At 61.2% G+C, this 17,189-nt stretch carries 16 protein-coding genes and 1 pseudogene; 3 read left to right on the top strand and 14 right to left on the bottom strand.

Annotated features, from left to right (window positions below):
- Window positions 1–77: 77 nt before the first annotated feature.
- Window positions 78–503: a redox-sensitive transcriptional activator SoxR gene (gene soxR, locus NKH33_RS26490; protein WP_502895522.1), complete on the top strand. Its 426-nt coding sequence runs from the start codon at window positions 78–80 to the stop codon at window positions 501–503.
- Window positions 504–871: 368 nt separating this feature from the next.
- On the opposite strand, the gene NKH33_RS26485 is transcribed toward soxR, so the two are convergent.
- From NKH33_RS26485 to NKH33_RS26470, 4 genes are all read right to left on the bottom strand, one after another.
- Window positions 872–1,744: a ferritin-like domain-containing protein gene (locus NKH33_RS26485; protein ID WP_352542310.1), complete on the bottom strand. Its 873-nt coding sequence runs from the start codon at window positions 1,742–1,744 to the stop codon at window positions 872–874.
- A 506-nt stretch (window positions 1,745–2,250) separates the two neighbouring features.
- A complete protein-coding gene (locus NKH33_RS26480; protein WP_352542309.1) occupies window positions 2,251–2,448 on the bottom strand; it encodes a hypothetical protein in 198 nt (65 codons plus the stop codon).
- Window positions 2,445–3,035 (bottom strand): type II toxin-antitoxin system VapC family toxin, encoded by a 591-nt coding sequence (locus tag NKH33_RS26475; RefSeq protein ID WP_352922227.1) that lies wholly within the window; start codon window positions 3,033–3,035, stop codon window positions 2,445–2,447. The genes NKH33_RS26480 and NKH33_RS26475 overlap by 4 nt, the downstream gene beginning before the upstream one ends.
- Window positions 3,025–3,321, bottom strand: coding sequence for a hypothetical protein (locus tag NKH33_RS26470; RefSeq protein ID WP_352542307.1), 297 nt, complete (start codon window positions 3,319–3,321; stop codon window positions 3,025–3,027). Before NKH33_RS26470 ends, NKH33_RS26475 begins: the two co-directional genes overlap by 11 nt.
- A 69-nt stretch (window positions 3,322–3,390) precedes the next feature.
- Here NKH33_RS26470 and NKH33_RS26465 point away from each other — a divergent pair.
- Window positions 3,391–3,805: pseudogene (locus tag NKH33_RS26465) on the top strand (ATP-binding protein); the annotation flags it as partial.
- A 479-nt stretch (window positions 3,806–4,284) separates the two neighbouring features.
- On the opposite strand, the gene NKH33_RS26460 reads toward NKH33_RS26465, so the two are convergent.
- A complete protein-coding gene (locus NKH33_RS26460) occupies window positions 4,285–4,758 on the bottom strand; it encodes an Lrp/AsnC family transcriptional regulator (protein ID WP_352542306.1) in 474 nt (157 codons plus the stop codon).
- 128 nt (window positions 4,759–4,886) lie between these two features.
- Between NKH33_RS26460 and NKH33_RS26455 the strand changes: the two genes are divergently transcribed.
- Window positions 4,887–7,277, top strand: coding sequence for a thiamine pyrophosphate-binding protein (locus NKH33_RS26455; protein WP_352542305.1), 2,391 nt, complete (start codon window positions 4,887–4,889; stop codon window positions 7,275–7,277).
- Between the two features lie 104 nt (window positions 7,278–7,381).
- Here the strand turns inward: NKH33_RS26455 and NKH33_RS26450 are convergent, their stop codons facing one another.
- The 9 genes from NKH33_RS26450 to NKH33_RS26415 form a co-directional block, all read right to left on the bottom strand.
- Window positions 7,382–8,134, bottom strand: a complete 753-nt coding sequence (locus NKH33_RS26450; RefSeq protein WP_352458022.1) for an ATP-binding cassette domain-containing protein — start codon at window positions 8,132–8,134, stop codon at window positions 7,382–7,384.
- 9 nt (window positions 8,135–8,143) lie between these two features.
- Window positions 8,144–9,343 carry an alanine racemase gene (locus tag NKH33_RS26445; protein ID WP_352542304.1) on the bottom strand — a complete coding sequence of 400 codons (1,200 nt, stop codon included), beginning with the start codon at window positions 9,341–9,343 and terminating at the stop codon, window positions 8,144–8,146.
- Between the two features lie 12 nt (window positions 9,344–9,355).
- Window positions 9,356–10,330: an ABC transporter permease gene (locus NKH33_RS26440; RefSeq protein WP_352542303.1), complete on the bottom strand. Its 975-nt coding sequence runs from the start codon at window positions 10,328–10,330 to the stop codon at window positions 9,356–9,358.
- Window positions 10,331–10,365: 35 nt separating this feature from the next.
- Window positions 10,366–11,427 (bottom strand): substrate-binding domain-containing protein, encoded by a 1,062-nt coding sequence (locus NKH33_RS26435; RefSeq protein ID WP_352542302.1) that lies wholly within the window; start codon window positions 11,425–11,427, stop codon window positions 10,366–10,368.
- Window positions 11,428–11,487: 60 nt separating this feature from the next.
- A complete protein-coding gene (locus NKH33_RS26430; protein ID WP_352472940.1) occupies window positions 11,488–12,549 on the bottom strand; it encodes a substrate-binding domain-containing protein in 1,062 nt (353 codons plus the stop codon).
- Between the two features lie 33 nt (window positions 12,550–12,582).
- A complete protein-coding gene (locus tag NKH33_RS26425; RefSeq protein WP_352542301.1) occupies window positions 12,583–13,842 on the bottom strand; it encodes a M20 family metallopeptidase in 1,260 nt (419 codons plus the stop codon).
- On the bottom strand, window positions 13,839–15,053 hold the full coding sequence (locus NKH33_RS26420) for an ROK family transcriptional regulator (protein ID WP_352542300.1): 1,215 nt from the start codon (window positions 15,051–15,053) through the stop codon (window positions 13,839–13,841). The genes NKH33_RS26425 and NKH33_RS26420 overlap by 4 nt, the downstream gene beginning before the upstream one ends.
- Before the next feature lie 236 nt (window positions 15,054–15,289).
- Entirely contained in the window at window positions 15,290–15,523 is a 234-nt protein-coding gene (locus NKH33_RS33315; RefSeq protein ID WP_352542299.1) for a DUF6894 family protein, read from the bottom strand.
- 860 nt (window positions 15,524–16,383) lie between these two features.
- Window positions 16,384–17,130 (bottom strand): SDR family NAD(P)-dependent oxidoreductase, encoded by a 747-nt coding sequence (locus NKH33_RS26415; protein ID WP_352542298.1) that lies wholly within the window; start codon window positions 17,128–17,130, stop codon window positions 16,384–16,386.
- Window positions 17,131–17,189: the final 59 nt, after the last annotated feature.

Here is a 17,189-nt window from a genome sequence, read left to right as displayed (position 1 = left end):
TCCGTATGCCTCTTGCTACAAGTTAAAGTTAACTTGAAGTCAAGCGGGAATTGTGCTTTGGTTCATGCATGGATTCCATGCTGACCATCACCGACGTGTCACGGCGCAGCGGCGTCGCCTCATCGGCCCTGCGCTTCTACGAGGAGCGCGGGCTGATCGCGTCCGAGCGGGCCGGCTCGGGACACAGACGCTACCCGCGATCCGTGCTGCGCCGGATCGCCTTCATCGTCTTCGCGCAGCGAATTGGGCTGACACTTGAGGAGATCGGCGCCGAGCTGGCCAAGTTGCCGGCCGATCGCGTGCCGTCGCGTCGGGATTGGTCGCGGTTGTCGGGCCAGTGGACCAAGCGCATCGACCAGCGCATCGCCGAGTTGCAGCGCCTGAGGTCGGGGCTTACCGAGTGCATCGGTTGCGGCTGCCTGTCGATGGACCGGTGTAGCCTTGCGAACCCTGCCGATATGGCAGGACGCAAGGGGCCGGGGCCGAGGTATTGGCTGGGGTGAGTTGACAGCCTGCCTGTCCCTATTGCAGAACTCGGCAGCGCAAGACTTCGCCAAGTGCGAGACGCTGCGGCCCCGGTAAGGTCAGGGCGCGGCGGCCCTGATGTCAATTCAGGAATCGCGCTGAACCGGACAGCTCCTGCATTTGTCTCAAAACCGCGGTCAACAAAGGGTCAGAACAAGAGCTGCTCAAAATCGACGCGATGGAAGGCTCCCGCTCCGCCGGGGTTGGCATCGTTAGGATGGACAAACCGGGAGCGTAAGACTCCTGCGGCGGATTTGATTCGTGATCGTCGCGCAGCCGTACCAGCAGTGCCGCCCGCAGGCCCGCTGCATCTCTTCCGGCGATCCGATCGCCTGTCGCGAGCGACTCAGGTGCTCTTCAGGGTCCCGTTCATCCCTTCCGGATAGAAGCCGCCCTTGCTTACGCCGTCCTTATCGGTGAGATAGACGATCCGCAGCACTTCCTGCGGCGTCCTGGTGAACGCGATCGCGTCGGGCGTCGAAGGAACGAAATTGGCCTTGCCATTCACCTGGATGCCCTGGTCCTTGTCTTCCGGCCCGTCGATCTTGTCTCGTGCATCGGAGACGGCGTTGGCGGCCTTCCAGGCTTTCTCTCCTTTCCGGTATAGAGTGGAGCGCGCCATTCCCATGTGATAGGCCTCGACCGCCAATATGCCGGCGGCGGCTGCGAGGAAGTCCTTGTCCTTCAGAACCGTCGCAGCACCGGCATAGGCGGTGACGCCGACATCCTCGAACAGCATGCCGCCCAGAACGAAGTTCGTTTCGTTGCCGAAGGGATCGAAGTCCCGCCCGAGGCCCGCTGCCTCCGCGACCGCCTTGAACCCCGCATCGAAATCGATGGCCGGCCTGTCGACTGCGTTCTTTGCAAGCGTCTTGCGGTAGAACCGGACATGCGCGAGTTCGTTTTCAGCAACCTCCTGCATGAATTCGCCGATGGCGGGTGTCTCGAAGGACACTTTCTTTCCGCCGACGACATCGCCGGGTTTGGAACCGGCATCGGCGGCGTCGATGCCTTTCCCGGTGGTGCCGCGAAGGTAGTATTCGGCCTCCATGTATTCCAGGTTGAGCGCAAAACGGAAGATGTCTTCGTCCTGCACTTCCTCCTTGGCATAGGCGCGAGAAACCGGCGCCAGGCCCGTCGTGGCGGCGAGGCTGGCTCCCAGCCCAAATTGCAATGCGCGGCGACGGGAAAGGTGGAGTGAAGGGATGGCACGTATCATGGCTTCCTCCCAAAAGTCCGCCGGGACCACCGTTGGGACCTTATCGCGGGCAACGCGCCCAACTCCGCCATAGGCGAAATGTTCCTGTAAAGGTCGGACTTTGCAGGGGTCGTGCTCCGGATCAATGGCTTTTTGGGCGCGTAACGTCGGAGTTGGCATCGACTATTTGTGACCAAGCCTCGAGTCTAGACATTGAGGTGACACATTATGAGCCGGATAAGCTACGCCCGCGTCGGAACTGGGAGAAACGTCCGCTATCGAACGACCACTTTTCATTCGCGCGGTGAAGCTGCGGAACATCAAAAAGCTGCTCAAGCTCGATCGCAGAAAAGCGCTGCACTTGGTTTGGACCGAACGAGATTGCCGGAAGGTGTGATGCCAGATAAAGCGGGCAGAGGTGCAGTCGCCTCGACGCTGTACTTTTCGTCGCGTTATCAAGCCGGTCCGCGATCCCGGTTGCACTCGCCGCCAAACCGGAACCCTGGCCACGGACGAGACAGGCAAGCCTAGCTGGCGGGCCGCCAAGGCAAGCGAAAACCGCCAAATAGAGCCGGATCTAATGTGGGGTATCGAGTTTGACCCAGCTTCACAAAACCCAGAAAGGCCGGCGTATTCTGCAGATGATTGACCTCAGTCGCCGGCCCCCGATCCAGCTGTTCCAGTTCGTGAAGAATATCGACAGGAGGACCAACCGTGACGTTCATGATGACCGCCGTTCCGGCCGAGCTCGATAGAGGATGATCCGTCCCGTCGGCAGAACCTGGGTGAGGAAATCAAAATCGCGGACGTTGCCGGTCAGCACGCTCGCACCCAACTGACGCGCCTGCAGGAACACGAGGGCGTCATTTAGGAAGCGCCGCTCGTGCCCCTCCCTCTTGGGCAGATTGCTCAGCCGGAAGAGCAAGCCAGCCAAGACCCCGGCCTGTCCCCAGATCGCATCGTCCGGTGCATGAAGTCGGTAGTCCGGAATGTCCTCTACCGTGGCTTCAATCGTCTCGAGGACAGCTTTTGTGGATGCATGCTTAGGGTCCAGCCGACCAAAGGCTTGGGTCAGCTCAGACAGGCAGGCAGCGGAATGGTGGCATCGGCGATAGGTAAGCAGCGTATCGACTTCAACCGGCGATCGTCCCTGCAGGACATCCAGATAGACGCTCGTATCCAGAAACAGCGGTCCCCCGATCGCAGGTTCGTCAGCAACCCATGGGAGATCGTCGTCGGCCCTGCGCTTCAGCGTTCCGTTGTGCCTTTGGGGCTTTAGCGATCGGAGCGTTTCGGAAAGATCAAACCCCAAGATCTATGTCCGCCGGGATACTGCCCTTACGTCCGACCAGGCGGGCGCCAAAGTCATCTTCGAGGGCCAGGCGCGACAGCGCCAGTTCCAACAGCTCCGTGTCCGAGGTGACATGGGCGCGCTTCTTGGCCGCCTCGATCAACTCCGCGGGCACCCGCGCCGAAAGACGGGTATTCTTCGCGGCGCCGAGGAGGCCGGCGGCTTTCGCTTGCTCCAGTACAAGTTTATTGCGGGTCGATGCGACCGTTGCTTCGCTTTCTGCAGCCGTCCGTGTCTGCGCAGCCATGAGAACCTCCTGTGTTGAACAGAATATAGATTGCGTTGAACGCATAGGCAAGGCTTAGTAGCCGCTGGCCGTCGGGACCATCGCTCCGGGATGATCAAACGGACATCTGATGCTTTCGCACTTATCACGCGCGGTCAGTATTCGGGGCTTGCGACCCAACCCGTGAAGGGCGGAGAAGTCCTCATCGCATTGCAGCGCGACGGGCAGTCCAAGGTCGCCGACGCGCTCTCAAAGGGTGCGCGTTTTCAGCTCTAGCTGGCCCTGCGGCTTGCCGGATATTACGAGTTCGCCCAGTTTCGACCCCTCTGTGCCATTCATTGCCGACGAGATCATGACCTTCGACCATTTCCGGTCCGAGGAGGTTTTCAGGTTGTTTGGTCAGATGGCAAGCGCTGGCCAGGTGATTTATCTGACGCATCACCAGCACCTGTGCGAGATCGCCAAGACTGTTGTTCCCGGCGTTACACCCAAAGCGCATTCATAGCGTCAGAAGCTGCCTGTTTCGTTTTCTTGGGTTCAACTCGCATTGTCCTTGTCCCTTCCGGGTTGACGTTCCGCCGTCGCACCGGAAAGACGGCGTTCTTCGTTGCGCAAAATCTGCAGACCCCTCCAGTGCCATGGCGCGCTATGTCGAGCGGCACCGGCGCTTTTCTGATCGCCTCTGACCGGTTTTCCCGGAACAGGACCGCCAAATGGTGGACGTCCCGCGCCATTGCAGCCTGGCTGGCTTTGGCGGTCAGCCAGGTTCTTGAGCAATCCGCGCGGCGGCGGCTGATGCGCCGGAAGGCAGACGATGCTCGCCAGGCGCAACAAAAAATTCTTTATCTAATCGCCGCAATCATGACGCATAAGCTCCAATTGCAGCCGGCGGAAATACCAGAAATCACAGTCAGTATTGAGGCGTGCCGAACCCATATTGCCCACTTGCTGCAAGACCTGCGACACGCGGGTCCGTCCAAAAAATCATGGCTCTACCGGCAACCGGTTCGATCGCTTGATCTGGGCAAGCGCGAAGCTGGACTCGATCGAGGAGACGCCATCGAGCCGCGTCAGCTTTTCCTTCAGGAAGCGCTCATAGGCGTGCAGGTCGCGCACCACCACACGCAGCAAATAATCGCGCTGGCCAGTCATCAGATAGCAATCGACCACCTCCGGCCAGCGCGCGATTGCCGCGTTGAACCGGTTCAGCTCGCTCTCGCGCTGGCGCTCAAGCTTGATCGAGGCAAACACCGAGATCGGCAGATCGACCATGTCCTGGTCGATCAGTGCGGCATAGCCGGTGATCACCCCCATATCCTCCATCAGGCGGACCCGGCGGGCGCAGGGCGAGGCCGAAAGGCCGACCCGCTCGGCAAGCTGCTGCGCCGTCATCCTGCCATCGACCTGCAGCGCGGCAATGATCTTTCGGTCGATATTGTCCAGTCGACCTTTTGGCATCGAACGTTACTCCATTGGCTGATATTGACACAACCAGCTAACGCGGCTGCCAATCTCATGCAAGTTTAGCGACAATTGGCTTTTGCTCAGCCCTAGGATTGAGACATCGCAACCGGGAGTCTTGCAGCATGGACAAACAAAAACTGGAGGCACTTTCGGCACTGGAGAAAAAGGTGCTCTGGCTGTCGACATGGATGATCCATAACGCCAATCACCTGCGGGAAAATACGGACGGCTTGAAGGTTGGCGGACACCAGGCATCCTCGGCGTCGCTGGTGACGATCATGACCGCGCTCTATTTCTCGGTGCTGAGGCCACACGACCGGGTCGCGGTGAAGCCGCATGCCTCGCCAGTGTTTCACGCCATCCAGTATCTTCTGGGCAATCAGACGAGGGAGAAGCTCGAAGGGTTTCGCGCCTTCGGTGGCGCGCAAAGCTATCCGTCGCGGACCAAGGATGTCGACGACGTCGATTTCTCCACCGGCTCAGTTGGCCTCGGCGTCGCGCAGACACTGTTTGCCTCGCTTGTGCAGGATTATCTCGGCGCCCGCGACGAAAGCATGCCCGAGGGCCGCATGGTGGCGCTGATCGGCGATGCCGAGATGGACGAAGGCAACATCTTCGAGGCGCTGCTCGAAGGGTGGAAACACGGCCTGCGCAACTGCTGGTGGATCGTCGACTACAACCGACAGAGCCTCGATGCCGTGGTTCGCGAAGGCCTTTGGGAACGCTTCGAAAACATTTTCCGGAATTTCGGCTGGAACGTCGTGATCCTGAAATATGGCTCGCTGCTCGAAGCCTCCTTCACCGAACCCGGCGGCGAGGCGCTAAAGGCCTGGATCGAGGCCTGCCCGAACCAGCTCTATGCGGCGCTGACGTTTCAAGGCGGCGGCGCCTGGCGCAAGCGCCTGGTCGCCGACATCGGAGACAAGCCGGGCCTGGCATCGCTTCTCGACCGGCGCTCCGATGCCGAGCTCGCCGCGCTGATGACCAATCTCGGCGGCCACGACCTGCCATGCCTGATCGAGGCCTTCGGGACGGCACGCGGCAACGATCGACCGACATGCTTCATTGCATATACGATCAAGGGCTTCGGCCTGCCGCTCGCCGGCCACAAGGACAACCACGCCGGCTTGATGACCAGGGATCAGATGGCGGTCCTTCGTGCCTCGATGTCGGTCGGCGACGGGCGGGAGTGGGACGCCTTCGAGGGATTGGCTGTTGGAGATCTGGAGCTGCAACGGTTCCTCGACGCCGTTCCGTTCGCGGCAAAGGGCCAGCGGCGCCGGCACGCCCAGCGCATCGTGGTCCCCGGTCGTCTCGTTGCGGAAGCCAAAGGCAGCGTCTCCACGCAGGTCGGCTTCGGCAGAATTCTGGACGAGATTGCGCGCGCTGGCGGGCCGCTCGCCGACGCGATCGTCACGGCATCGCCCGATGTCACGGTCTCGACCAATCTCGGTCCCTGGGTCAACCGGCGCGGCCTGTTCGCGCGTCAGTCACTTGCGGACACTTTCCGCAGCGAACGCATCGCCTCGGCGCAGAAATGGGAATTCGGCCCCTCCGGCCAGCACATCGAACTGGGTATCGCCGAGAACAATCTGTTCATCCTGCTGTCGGCACTTGGGCTGTCGCATTCGATTTTCGGCAAACGGCTGCTGCCGATCGGCACGCTCTACGATCCGTTCGTCCAGCGCGGTCTCGATGCGCTCAATTACGCCTGCTATCAGGATGCGCGCTTCCTGCTGGTCGCGACGCCATCCGGGGTCACATTGGCGCCGGAAGGTGGGGCGCATCAGTCGATCGCCACACCGTTGATCGGCATAGCGCAAGACGGGCTTGCGGCTTACGAGCCGGCCTTCGTCGACGAGTTGGGCGTCATCATGCGCTTTGCGCTGGATTATATGCAGCGCGACGGCGACGCCGTGCAGTCGGAGCGCACCTGGCTGCGCGACGAGACCGGCGGCTCGGTCTATCTGCGGCTCTCGACGCGCCCGGTCGAGCAGATCATTCGTCCCATGATGCCACAGCTCGAGCAGGACATCATCGACGGGGGCTACTGGCTGCGGGCTCCGGGTCCCAATGCCGAAGTGATTGTTGCCTATACCGGCGCGGTTGCGCCGGAGGCCATCGAAGCTATCGGCATGATGGCAGAGGACCGTCGCGACGTCGGTCTTTTGGCCGTGACTTCGGCCGATCGCTTGAACGCAGGCTGGACAGCGGCAAGTCGCGCGCGCGAACGCGGCCTCGTTCACGCCAGGAGTCATATCGAAAGGCTGTTTGCCGATCTCCCTGCGCATTGCACCATCATCTCCGTCACCGACGGTCATCCGGCGGTACTCGGCTGGCTGGGTTCGGTGTACGGCCATCGCACGCGCAGTCTCGGCGTCGAGCATTTTGGCCAGTCAGGGACTATCGGCGACCTTTACCGCCACTTCGGCATCGACGCCAATTCCATAGCCACAGCCGCCGACCGGATTGCTGGTGGGCGCCCCATCCGCCATCTGCGCGCGCTGGATTGATGCTGACGACATTCTGTGGCCGAGGCCTGATCGTGGATCTGAAATCATGCCACTCGCTGCTCGGGTAACGCAATATCTGAACGGCGCGCCTCTGTCGGACCGGGCTAGTGCTGAAGCCCGGTGATCATGGCGACGATCTCGTTCTTGTCGGTCTCGCTGGTCTTGCGCACGCCGATCTGTTTGCCACGTCGCAGAACACAGATCCGATCTGAGAGCCTGAACACCTGGTCGAGGCTGTGGCTGATGATCAGCACGCCGATATTGCGCTGCTTCAGCGACAGAACAATCGTCTCGACCTTGGCGGTCTCGGCAACGCCGAGCGCGGCGGTTGGCTCGTCGAGCAGGATCAGCTTGCTTGCCCAGTGCGTGGCGCGCGCGATCGCCACGCCCTGGCGCTGGCCGCCCGAAAGATCGCGGATGGTGGCGTGAGCCGATGGGATGCGAACGTCGAGATCCTTCACCAGCTTTTCGGTGTCGTCGATCATCCGGCGTCGGTCGAGCAGGCCGAAGCGGTTCACCGGCTCGCGGCCAAGAAACATATTCATGTAGACGGTCTGCTGATCGGCGAGCGCCAAGTCCTGATAGACCACCTCAATTCCGTGGGCGCGCGCCATGGTGGCGCTCGACATTGCCACCGCCTGCCCCTCGATGATGATCGTCCCGGATGTCGGAGCATGCACCCCCGTCACGATCTTGACCAGCGTCGACTTGCCGGCACCGTTATCGCCGACCAACGCCACTATCTCGCCGGGATAGAGCTCGAGCGAGAAATTTTCGATTGCCGTGAGGCCGCCGAAATTCTTGCGGATGTCGCGCAGCTGCAAAACAGGGGGCGTGCCGGTCGTGGTCGCGTTCATCACTTGCTCCTAGACAGGCCAGGCAGCGGTTTCGCCAAAACCGTTTTCGATCGTTTCGACTTGGGGCGCCCCCTTTGAGACACCGGAGATGCCGACCACGTAGGCGCGGGTCACGAACGCCTGGCCGCGAAAGCCGAACACCGCCGTGTCGCCGGAGCGTGGCGCATTGGCGCCGCTAGCGTCAATCATTGCGTAATAGTCGATTGCCGCAGGCGGCGGCACCTCGACGCTTCTGAGCGCGGCGGCGGCCGTGGTGGGTTCTGCGGACACGATTGCCTTCACCTCATAGTCCGGAAAGATCGGATCGATATAGAAGCCGCCACCCAGGCAGTAGGCTTTGCCGCCAGACAAATGCGAGATCTCGGTCAAATACAGAACGGCAGGGAGCTCCGGCAGATCTTCCATGACGTGCAGCGCAGTGGTGCCGGCCAAGCCATTGCCCGGTTCACATTGCGTGGCGCCGGCTTCGGCCAGCGCGCCAAGCAGGACACTCGACGTTGTGCCGGGCGCGTTCACCTCTATGTCGCTGCGACCGGACTTGGCGAGCGCTTCGGCAGCTCTGCCCAGTGTCGCCAGATTGTGTGTCGGCAGGACCGTTCGCGTGGTCTGGTCGAACAACAGCGCCGGGAAGGTGGTGATGCCAGCGAACCGTCCGCCGTCGAGACCATCCAGTTTTTCGGCGACCGCGGCGATATCAGCCGCCTCAAAACCACCTTCGTGGCCGCGGTAGAAAACGTCACCATCGGCGCGGATGCGGGCAAGCAGGTTTTGCGTGTACCCGGCGAGCCTTGCGCCGGCAGCGGCTTCTTCAGCCTTGGTGTCGTTGAAGACGGTCCAATAGTCCGGCCTGAACGTTTTGGCCGCCGCATTGGCCTCGTGCCTTGCGATCTGCTGCAGGTGGCCAAGATGACCGAGCCTCAGGCCTGCTCTGTGCGTTGCCCGCGCGCAGGCCATGTCGACGGCGACGGCCTGATCGATGCCACCACGCTTGAGCGCATGGCAGAACGAACTGGCGCGGCCGACCTGCTTGGTCATGGCGAAAATCTTCAGGCCGAACCGGTCGGCCTCGCGCTTCAGGACCCGGGCATTGCTTTCGACGGCATCGAGGTCGAGCACATAGGAATTAGCCGGCAGCTTTCCTTCCTGGTGCAGGCGCATGGCGCTTTCTATAAAGCTCGGATTGCGGCGCCGCAGAACATCGAGGAACATGACAAAACTCCTTCAACGGGACTTTTCGCGCAGCGATACGGCGACGGCCGCAAGAATGATCAAGCCGCGCACGATCATCTGGTCGGAGACGGACAGGCCCATCAGGATGAGGCCGTTGTTCAGCATGCCCATCATCAGCGAGCCCACCAGCGCACCGACAATCGATCCCTTGCCGCCGTTAAGCAGGGTTCCGCCGACAATGACGGCCGCTATCACCGTCATAAGGTCGGTTTCGCCGAGCGTGTATTTCGCAGCCTGCAGCCGGCCCGCATAGAGCAGCCCGGCAAGGCCGGCGAGCCCGCCGCTTGTGGTCAGAACGGCAAGCCTTATCTGCGCCACGCTGATGCCGGAAACACTGGCGGCACGGCTGTTGTCGCCGGTGGCCAGCACATGGGCGCCGAAGCGCGTCTCGCGAAAGATGAGATGCGCGATCGCAACGGCAATTACCGTCCACCAGATCAAAGACGGAACACCCAGCAAAGAACCCGAGCCGAAGAAACCGGTGAAGGCGTCGTTGGTGACCGGGATCGACCGCAAATCGGTCATCGAGCGAGATACGCCGGCAAACAGCCCGAGCGTCGCCAGCGTTACCAGGAATGAAGGCAACTTGACGTAAGCCACGAGGGCGCCGTTGAGAAGGCCGATCAGCAGGCCGGCGCCGAGGCCGGCCAGCACCCCAGCCACCAAGCCGTAGGCGTTTATCGCCACCGCGGCGGCAAGGGCTGCCACGGCAACGATCGAACCTATCGAAAGATCAATCTCGCCAGCCGACATGACAAAGACAAGGCCGATCGCCATGATCGTCACGGGTGCCGTCTGCAGCACGATGTTCGACAGGTTGCGGACCGTCAGAAAACCGCTGTCCTTCAGTACGATCGCGAAGAACAGAAAGATCGCCAGAAATCCGAGATAGACGACATATTGCTGCAGGTTGAAGCGGCTGACCAAGCTCGCTGCCCGGCCGGGGCTGGTGTTGACACTCGACATTCTCACTTCCTCCGGCGGGGCGCCATTGTCCGCCGCTATTTCATGGCGGCCGCGATGGTCGCGGGCACGTCCTTGTTGAGGGACCGCTTCCACCCGTCCTTGACAGTGTCCTTGGTGACGGCGAGGGAATCGACCACGATGAACGGCGCGGCTTTCTTGCCGATCAACGAGGCGGCCGTGGCGCGCGCCAGCGTCACGCCGATGTCGTAGGCTTCGTCTGCGATGAGTGCCGCAACGTTGCCGCCTTTCACCATGTCCAGTGCCGCCGGTTCGTTCAGGTCGAGCGTGACGATCTTGGTGTGGCTGTTGCCGGCCGCCCGCAAAGTGGACAGCACGCTAAGCGCCGGCTCAGCCCAGGTGACATAGATACCGTCGAGGTCCGGGTGCTGTGTGATCATCGCCTGCGCGATTTCCTCGCTGCGCGCGGGGTCGGCCATTCCGGCCTCGGCCACGATCTTCATGTCGGGATAGTCCTGCTCGATCGTGTGCTTGAATGCTCCGTCACGCTGGTTGGTGACGTAGAAATCGGCATCGTGAAAGATGTAGCCGACCTTGCCCTGCTTGCCGAGCGCGTCGGCCATTGCGATCCCGGCCTTGTTGCCCATCTGGAAAAGGTCGTCCGAAACGATGGTCACATAATCCTTGTCGTGAACGTAGCCTGCCGGCGAATTGTCGACGAATCCCAATTTCACGCCGGCCTGGCGCGCAGGATCATAGACGGTGGCCGCACTTGCGGGATCGACCGGTAGGGACAGTATAATAGAGGGCCTTTTGGCGAGTACTGTCTCGACGTCGGATTTCTGACGGGCCGCATCAAAGCCGGCGTCGGTCTGAGCGACGACCGTGATGCCGAGCCGCTTCAACTCGTCCTGGGCGCCGCTGTTCACCGCGTTGGTGTATTCGCTCATCTCATGCCAGACCAGCGCGGCGGTGTATTTGCCGTCCTTGATCTGCTGCTCCTCAGCTGGTGTGAGCACGACGCTCTTTGCCGGCGTCGGCTTTTCCCCGTTCGGTCCCGTGGTGGTGCCCTCGGCTGCGAAGGCGTTGGCAGCGACGAGTGCTACCAGTGCCGACAACATTCCAATTGCTATGCGCATGTCGGTTCCCCTTGTTTTTATGATGTCGGCGGCCCTGATTGGCCGCCGGGCATTGCCCTGTCATTTGGCCGCGTCGAGCACCGATTGCGGCGCGTCGCGGTTCAACGAATCCTTCCAGCCCTGCGCAACGTTCTGCTTGGTCACGGTAAGCGCCGGGGCAACGACGAAGGCCGGGGTCTCCTGGCCGAGCAGCGCCTTGACGCCGACAGCGGCCATGGCGCGGCCGAGCTCATAGGCCTTGTCGGCCACCAGTGCGGTCACATTGCCGCCCTTGACCATATCGAGCGCCACCGGTTCGGCGAGGTCGAGCGTGACAATCTTGGTCTTGGTGTTTCCGCTTGCCCGCAAGGCCGACAGCACGCCGTCGGCCGGTTCGGCCCAGGTGACGTAGATGCCGTCAAGATCGGGATGCTGCACGAGCATCGCGCTGGCCAGCTCTTCTGCCCGCGCCGGATCGGAGATCCCCTGCTCGGCGACGATCTTGATGCCGGGATAATCCTTCTCGATCGTTGTCTTGAAAGCCTGGTCGCGCTGGTTCGTCACATAGTAACTGGCGTCGTGGAAGATGTAGCCGACCTTGCCCTTGCCATCGAGCGCCTTGGCCAGTGCATCGGCCGCCTGCTTGCCCATCTGGAACAGGTCGTCAGTGACGATGGCTGCATAGTCGGTTCCGTGCTTGTAGCCTTTCGGCAGATTGGAAAGGAATACCAGCTTGGTGCCGTCGGTGAGCGCCTGACGGAACGCCTCGGCCGAAGTGACCGGATCGAGGGGCAGTGACAGGATGACGTTTGGCTTCGCCGCGAGCGCGGTTTCGATGTCGCTGCGCTGGCGCGCGGCGTCAAAGCCCGCGTCGGTGGTGGCGACGATTTGAATGCCGGCACGGGCAAATTCATCCTTGGCACCGGACGTGACCGCATTGGTGAAGTCGGAGGAGGTGTGCCACAGCAGCGCGGCCTTGTAGCCCTTCTCCTTTACTGCGGCCAGGTCTGCATCCGACAATCTAACCTCGGCGCTGGGTGTCGCCGTCTCGCCGCTCGGTCCCACTGTCTGTGCGCCGGCTCCACCGGCCATGAGCATCAGGCTACCTGCAAGTGCTGTAGCAACAAGTCTGTCTATCAGCATGATAGTTCTCCCATTTTCGCTCTCAGTTGTCCTTCATTCCGTAACGCCGCAATACTCCACCATGAACCGGGCGAAGCCGACGACGCCGGCCAGATATTCCTCGACATCGACGTGTTCGTTGAAGGTGTGGCAGTTGCGAATGTCGCCTGGCGCGCAGTACACGGCGGGGATGCCGAGCCGGTTGGTGAAAAATGATGACTCTGACCAGAATGGCGCGCCTTCGATGGCGCCGCGACCAGCCATCGATCGGGCCATGGCGGCAGCAAGAGCGCCGACCTCCGGCCTGTCAGGTGCAATCTCGGCGGCGTTACCCCCGAGCGGATGATCGCGACCGGCCGGATAGGCGAACGCCAACATGATTTCGGGATCGGTGACGGCGCCGCGCACCACTGCCTCGATTTCGGCGGCGGCCTCGTCCAGCGACTCGCCCGGCAACAGCTTGCGGATCAGCGACAACGTGCAGCGTTCGGGCACCGCGATGTAGCCGCCGCCCGCAAGCCCGGTGATCAGCAGGAAGCCACGCCCGATCAGCGGGTGCTCGGCTCTTGTTGCAACATCTTCCGAATGCTTCCACAGCGCGCTCATGACGGCGTGGCTTGCACGCAAGGCATCCTTGCCGAGTTCGGGTACGCCGAAATAGGCTGATCGTCCGGTGATGGTGATGTCGGTAATGAAGAAGCCAATTTGGGCCGGATAAACCGAAAGGCGGGTAGGCTCCACATAGACGACGAAATCGGGCGCCACGACTTCGCCTTTCTCGATGCGGCCGACGAAGTCCTTGATGCCGGCGGAGACGCCGGTTCCAGGCTGGCCGCTCTCCTCGTCGCCGACGAAGGCAAAGGCAACGTCGCCGGCCAGTTGGATGTCGGCGGTGTCGAGCAGAGAGAGTGCCGACAGCGCGGAGCAGATGCCGGCCTTGAGGTCGCCGGCGCCGCGGCCCCAGATCTGCCCGTCGATCATTGGCGCGGCAAACGGATCCTGCCTGGCGGTGCCAGCCCAGTGCTCGCGCCAGCCCTCGACATGGACCGTATCGGTGTGGCCGATGAAGAGCAGCCGCTTGCCGGCGCCGGCACCTTTGCGCTCACCCCAGACGTTGGGCCGGCCGGGCGCGAATTCCGCACGCCGAATTTCGCTCAAGCCAAGCACGCGCATGCGGTCTTCAAGGAAGGCGACAAAATTTTCTTCGTGACCGGTTATGCTTTCGCGGCCGATTGCCCCCTGCAGAAGCTCAACCGCTGCGTCCCAATCGAGGGCGGCGCGCAAGCGGGTGGTGATGTCCTTTGAGGCGGTCATAGCGTGGCCTCGCGCAGCACGGCCGAACTGGCTGGGGGAAGCGAAATGCGTCCGTCGGGCGCGTCGACGCCGAACAGTGTGTTGTGCAACTGGCCGAGCCCGATCGCGGCAGCGCCGATGAGCGCTGCCCGCGACCCGAGTTCGCTGGCCTCAACGGCGATAGGGTAGGGGAAGCAGCGCGGCAGCAGGTCCCTAACGCGCAACAGGATTTCCGGCCGCAGCCCGATCGAGCCGCCTAGGACGACCTTTTGCGGATTGGCAATTGCCGCTATGGCCACAATGCCTTGTGCGAGGTAGCGCGCGGTTTCGTCAAGTACCGTCGCGGCATGCCTGTCTCCAGCGGATGCACAGTGGAAAATCGTCGGCACGTTGACGATGTTGCCCGTCAGCGTTGCGTAGCGTTCAACCATGGCGCTGGTTGCGACCACGCGCTCGAAAGCGCCGGCGCGCAACGATGTCGGCGCGAATGGATCGGCGCCAATCGGCAAAAAGCCCATCTCGCCGGCTGCATTGCTGGCGCCCCGCACCAGATTGCCTCCAACCATGAGGCCGCTGCCGATACCGGTACCCAGCGCAATGAAGGCGAGGTTGTCGATACCCCGGCCGCACCCCTGCCAGTTTTCGCCGAGCACCGCCAGATTGACATCGTTCTCGATCACCACATGAAATCCGAATGCGTGCTCGAAAGCGCCAACGACATTCATCGTGCCAAAGCCGGCAATATTCGGGGCAAGCAGGACGCGGCCCGTCTTCTTGTCGGGTGCACCGGGAACACCAATCACCGCCAGCCTTATCTTTGTGCGCGAGATTCGGTGCCTCTCGGCCGCCTGAAGCGCTAGATCCACGATCTGGTCGACGATGAACTGTCCGCCCCGAGGATCGGTCGGCGCCGTTTCCTCCGCGAATATCTGGCAGGCAAGATCGGTGAGCGCGACCCGGACTTTGGCGCCGCCGAGGTCGACGGCCGCGATGTAGGCCGCGTCAAATACGAGTTCGTAAGTGACAGCCGTGCGTCCGACATGTCCGCTCGTGCGCCCTGTCTCCTGCACCCAGCCTTCCTGCTCAAGTGTCCTGACGATCTCGGAGATTGTCTGCTTGGACAAGCCGGTCTGCTTTGCGATCGAAGCGCGCGAGATCGGCCCACCTTGCACGATCGCCTCCATGACGGAGCGCTGCGAGAACTGACGAGAAATGCGCGGCAGGTCGTTCAACAGCAGCTCCGATTAATTCGTTCTATGACCGAACTTAATAATCATTTTCGACGGCCGTCAACTGGCCGCTCAAAAAGGGGGTTTGTACACCGGGGAAAAACAGCAGCGCTGGCGATCTAACGTCCCGCTGAAAAGCAGGTCTGTGGTTGCGTTGGTCTTGGTTTTGTATGTGCTCTCGCTACTACGATTGGCAGGGTACACGGTCGCTCGTTCGTATTTTCTATGACGCCCCGCCCCTAATGCGCCATCTCTATTTCGAATTTGATCCTAGCGTGTAGCAAAACCTGGCCTGTCTCGGTGCGAACGATCATCGTAAAGTCGCGGCTAGATCCGTCCGCCTTGTCTTTTACTATCGCCGCCAGAGCCTTTGCTGCCTCGAGCCTGGCGGATTCGACGTCCGGCAGATCGGTACCTTGATCGTCGGGGTACAGTTCGTTCGCATCTGCGAAGTCGAAAAAATATCGTGGCATTGCCGATAACGCCGATTTCAGTTGGTCGGTCTCGGTCGGAAATGTCCTCGTCTATGTGAGACGCCCCCGCCGCGACGCCTCATTCGCATCGAGTAAAGACTTGGCGGCTTGGGTCAGGCGAGTGCGATTATTTGCCGTAGGCCTTGATCGCTTGCTCACCTGGCTTGGCGAAGCGCCGTTTCCCGCGCGAAATATTCGACCTCGTGCTACTCATCCGCCGACACGGTTGCGGTCACTGAAGTCTCGCTTGCTGTTGTCGTCGCCCATTTTGTGCCTCCAAAGGCTTGGCTCATTTGCAACGCGATGCTGAACGTTTTGTTGCTAGCGACGTGCGGAATCATCTTTGTTAGTTCTGGCTAATATAATCAGGTCGCCTAGAATCGAAGAAGTGCGTAAATTGTAAGTGCCGGCTCCGGCCCGCTCGGTTCATTCCGCCGATGGAACGCAAGCTCGTCGCCAAGCCGCCCGAAGGACGACGGGTGGTCTCACGAGGTCAAGTTCGACGGCTATCGCTCCAGATTGTTATAGACGCCGGCGGCGTTCGCATCTCCACCCGCCGCGACGTCGACTGGACGTCGAAATACCGCGACGTCGCCCGTAGTGCCAAAAAACGGTAGACGTCGAGAACGCCATCATCGTCGGCGAAATCATGGTGCTCAATGACAAGGGCCTATCGGGTGCAAGATCAGCGAGATCGACTGTCTCGTGCTCGAGCACGATACGCCAACAAACCGCCTCGACGATTTAGTGCGGGCCGGAGCCAGTCTCGCAAAGGCCCTTCAGCCTTTCTGATGCCGATTTGCGGCAATTCAGCCTGTCAGATTTGTAACACTGGAACCGTGAAGTCGCCGCGCAGAGGGCTAGGTCCATCCGCCATTTGCGACGAATTCTTGCGACGAACAGAGCGCACTATCATCACTGGCCAGGAACAGTGCCATCGCTGCAATATCTTCGGGCCGAATGCGCGCTCGAATGGACTGTATCGCGTCAATCTGGGCTTCTCCTTCCAGAGTCGGATGTGCGCGCCTCTGTTTCTCCGTCATCACCCATCCCGGAAGAAGCGTGTTGACCCGGATGTTGAAAGGACCAAGTTCTCGAGCCAGCCCCTTTGTCAGGCCGTGCACGCCAGCCTTGGCGGTCATGTATGTGGGGATGTTCGACGCTGTACGCGCGCTCAACGATCCAAAGTTGATGATCGACCCGCCTCCGAGACGCTTCATCTGCGGGATAATAGCCTGTGCAGCGAAGAACATCGGCCGCAGGTTGACTGCCATCCTGTTGTCGCGTCTGTCATTGGCGACATAGTTGATGAGAACTGAAATATCACCGAGGTCTCTCCTGATGCGCTCTATCGTCATCTGGAGCGCATCGATATTGCGGATGTCACATTCGATGAACACCGGGGGAAATACGTGCTCGCACAGGGACGTCACAAGCGCCTCAGCCAAAGATTTCTCGATATCCACGAAGGCTACCTTAGCTCCTTGCCAGGAAAATCCTTGGACCAGCGCTGCGCCAATACCAGAGCAGCCTCCGGTGACAAAGATGACCTTGCCCTTGAGCGAAGGGTAGCAGGCTGAGTTTCTTCGAGAATGTCTTCCCTGCATGAGAATCCGCGTCCACTTTGTGGATGATGGAGAAGCGAAAGGACATGCTTGCCCCAAGC

The sequence above is a fragment of the Mesorhizobium sp. M1182 genome, from assembly GCF_040318335.1.
Lineage (GTDB): Bacteria > Pseudomonadota > Alphaproteobacteria > Rhizobiales > Rhizobiaceae > Mesorhizobium.
Note: the sequence above shows the minus strand (reverse complement) of the source record. Positions and strands in the feature narration are given on the sequence as shown.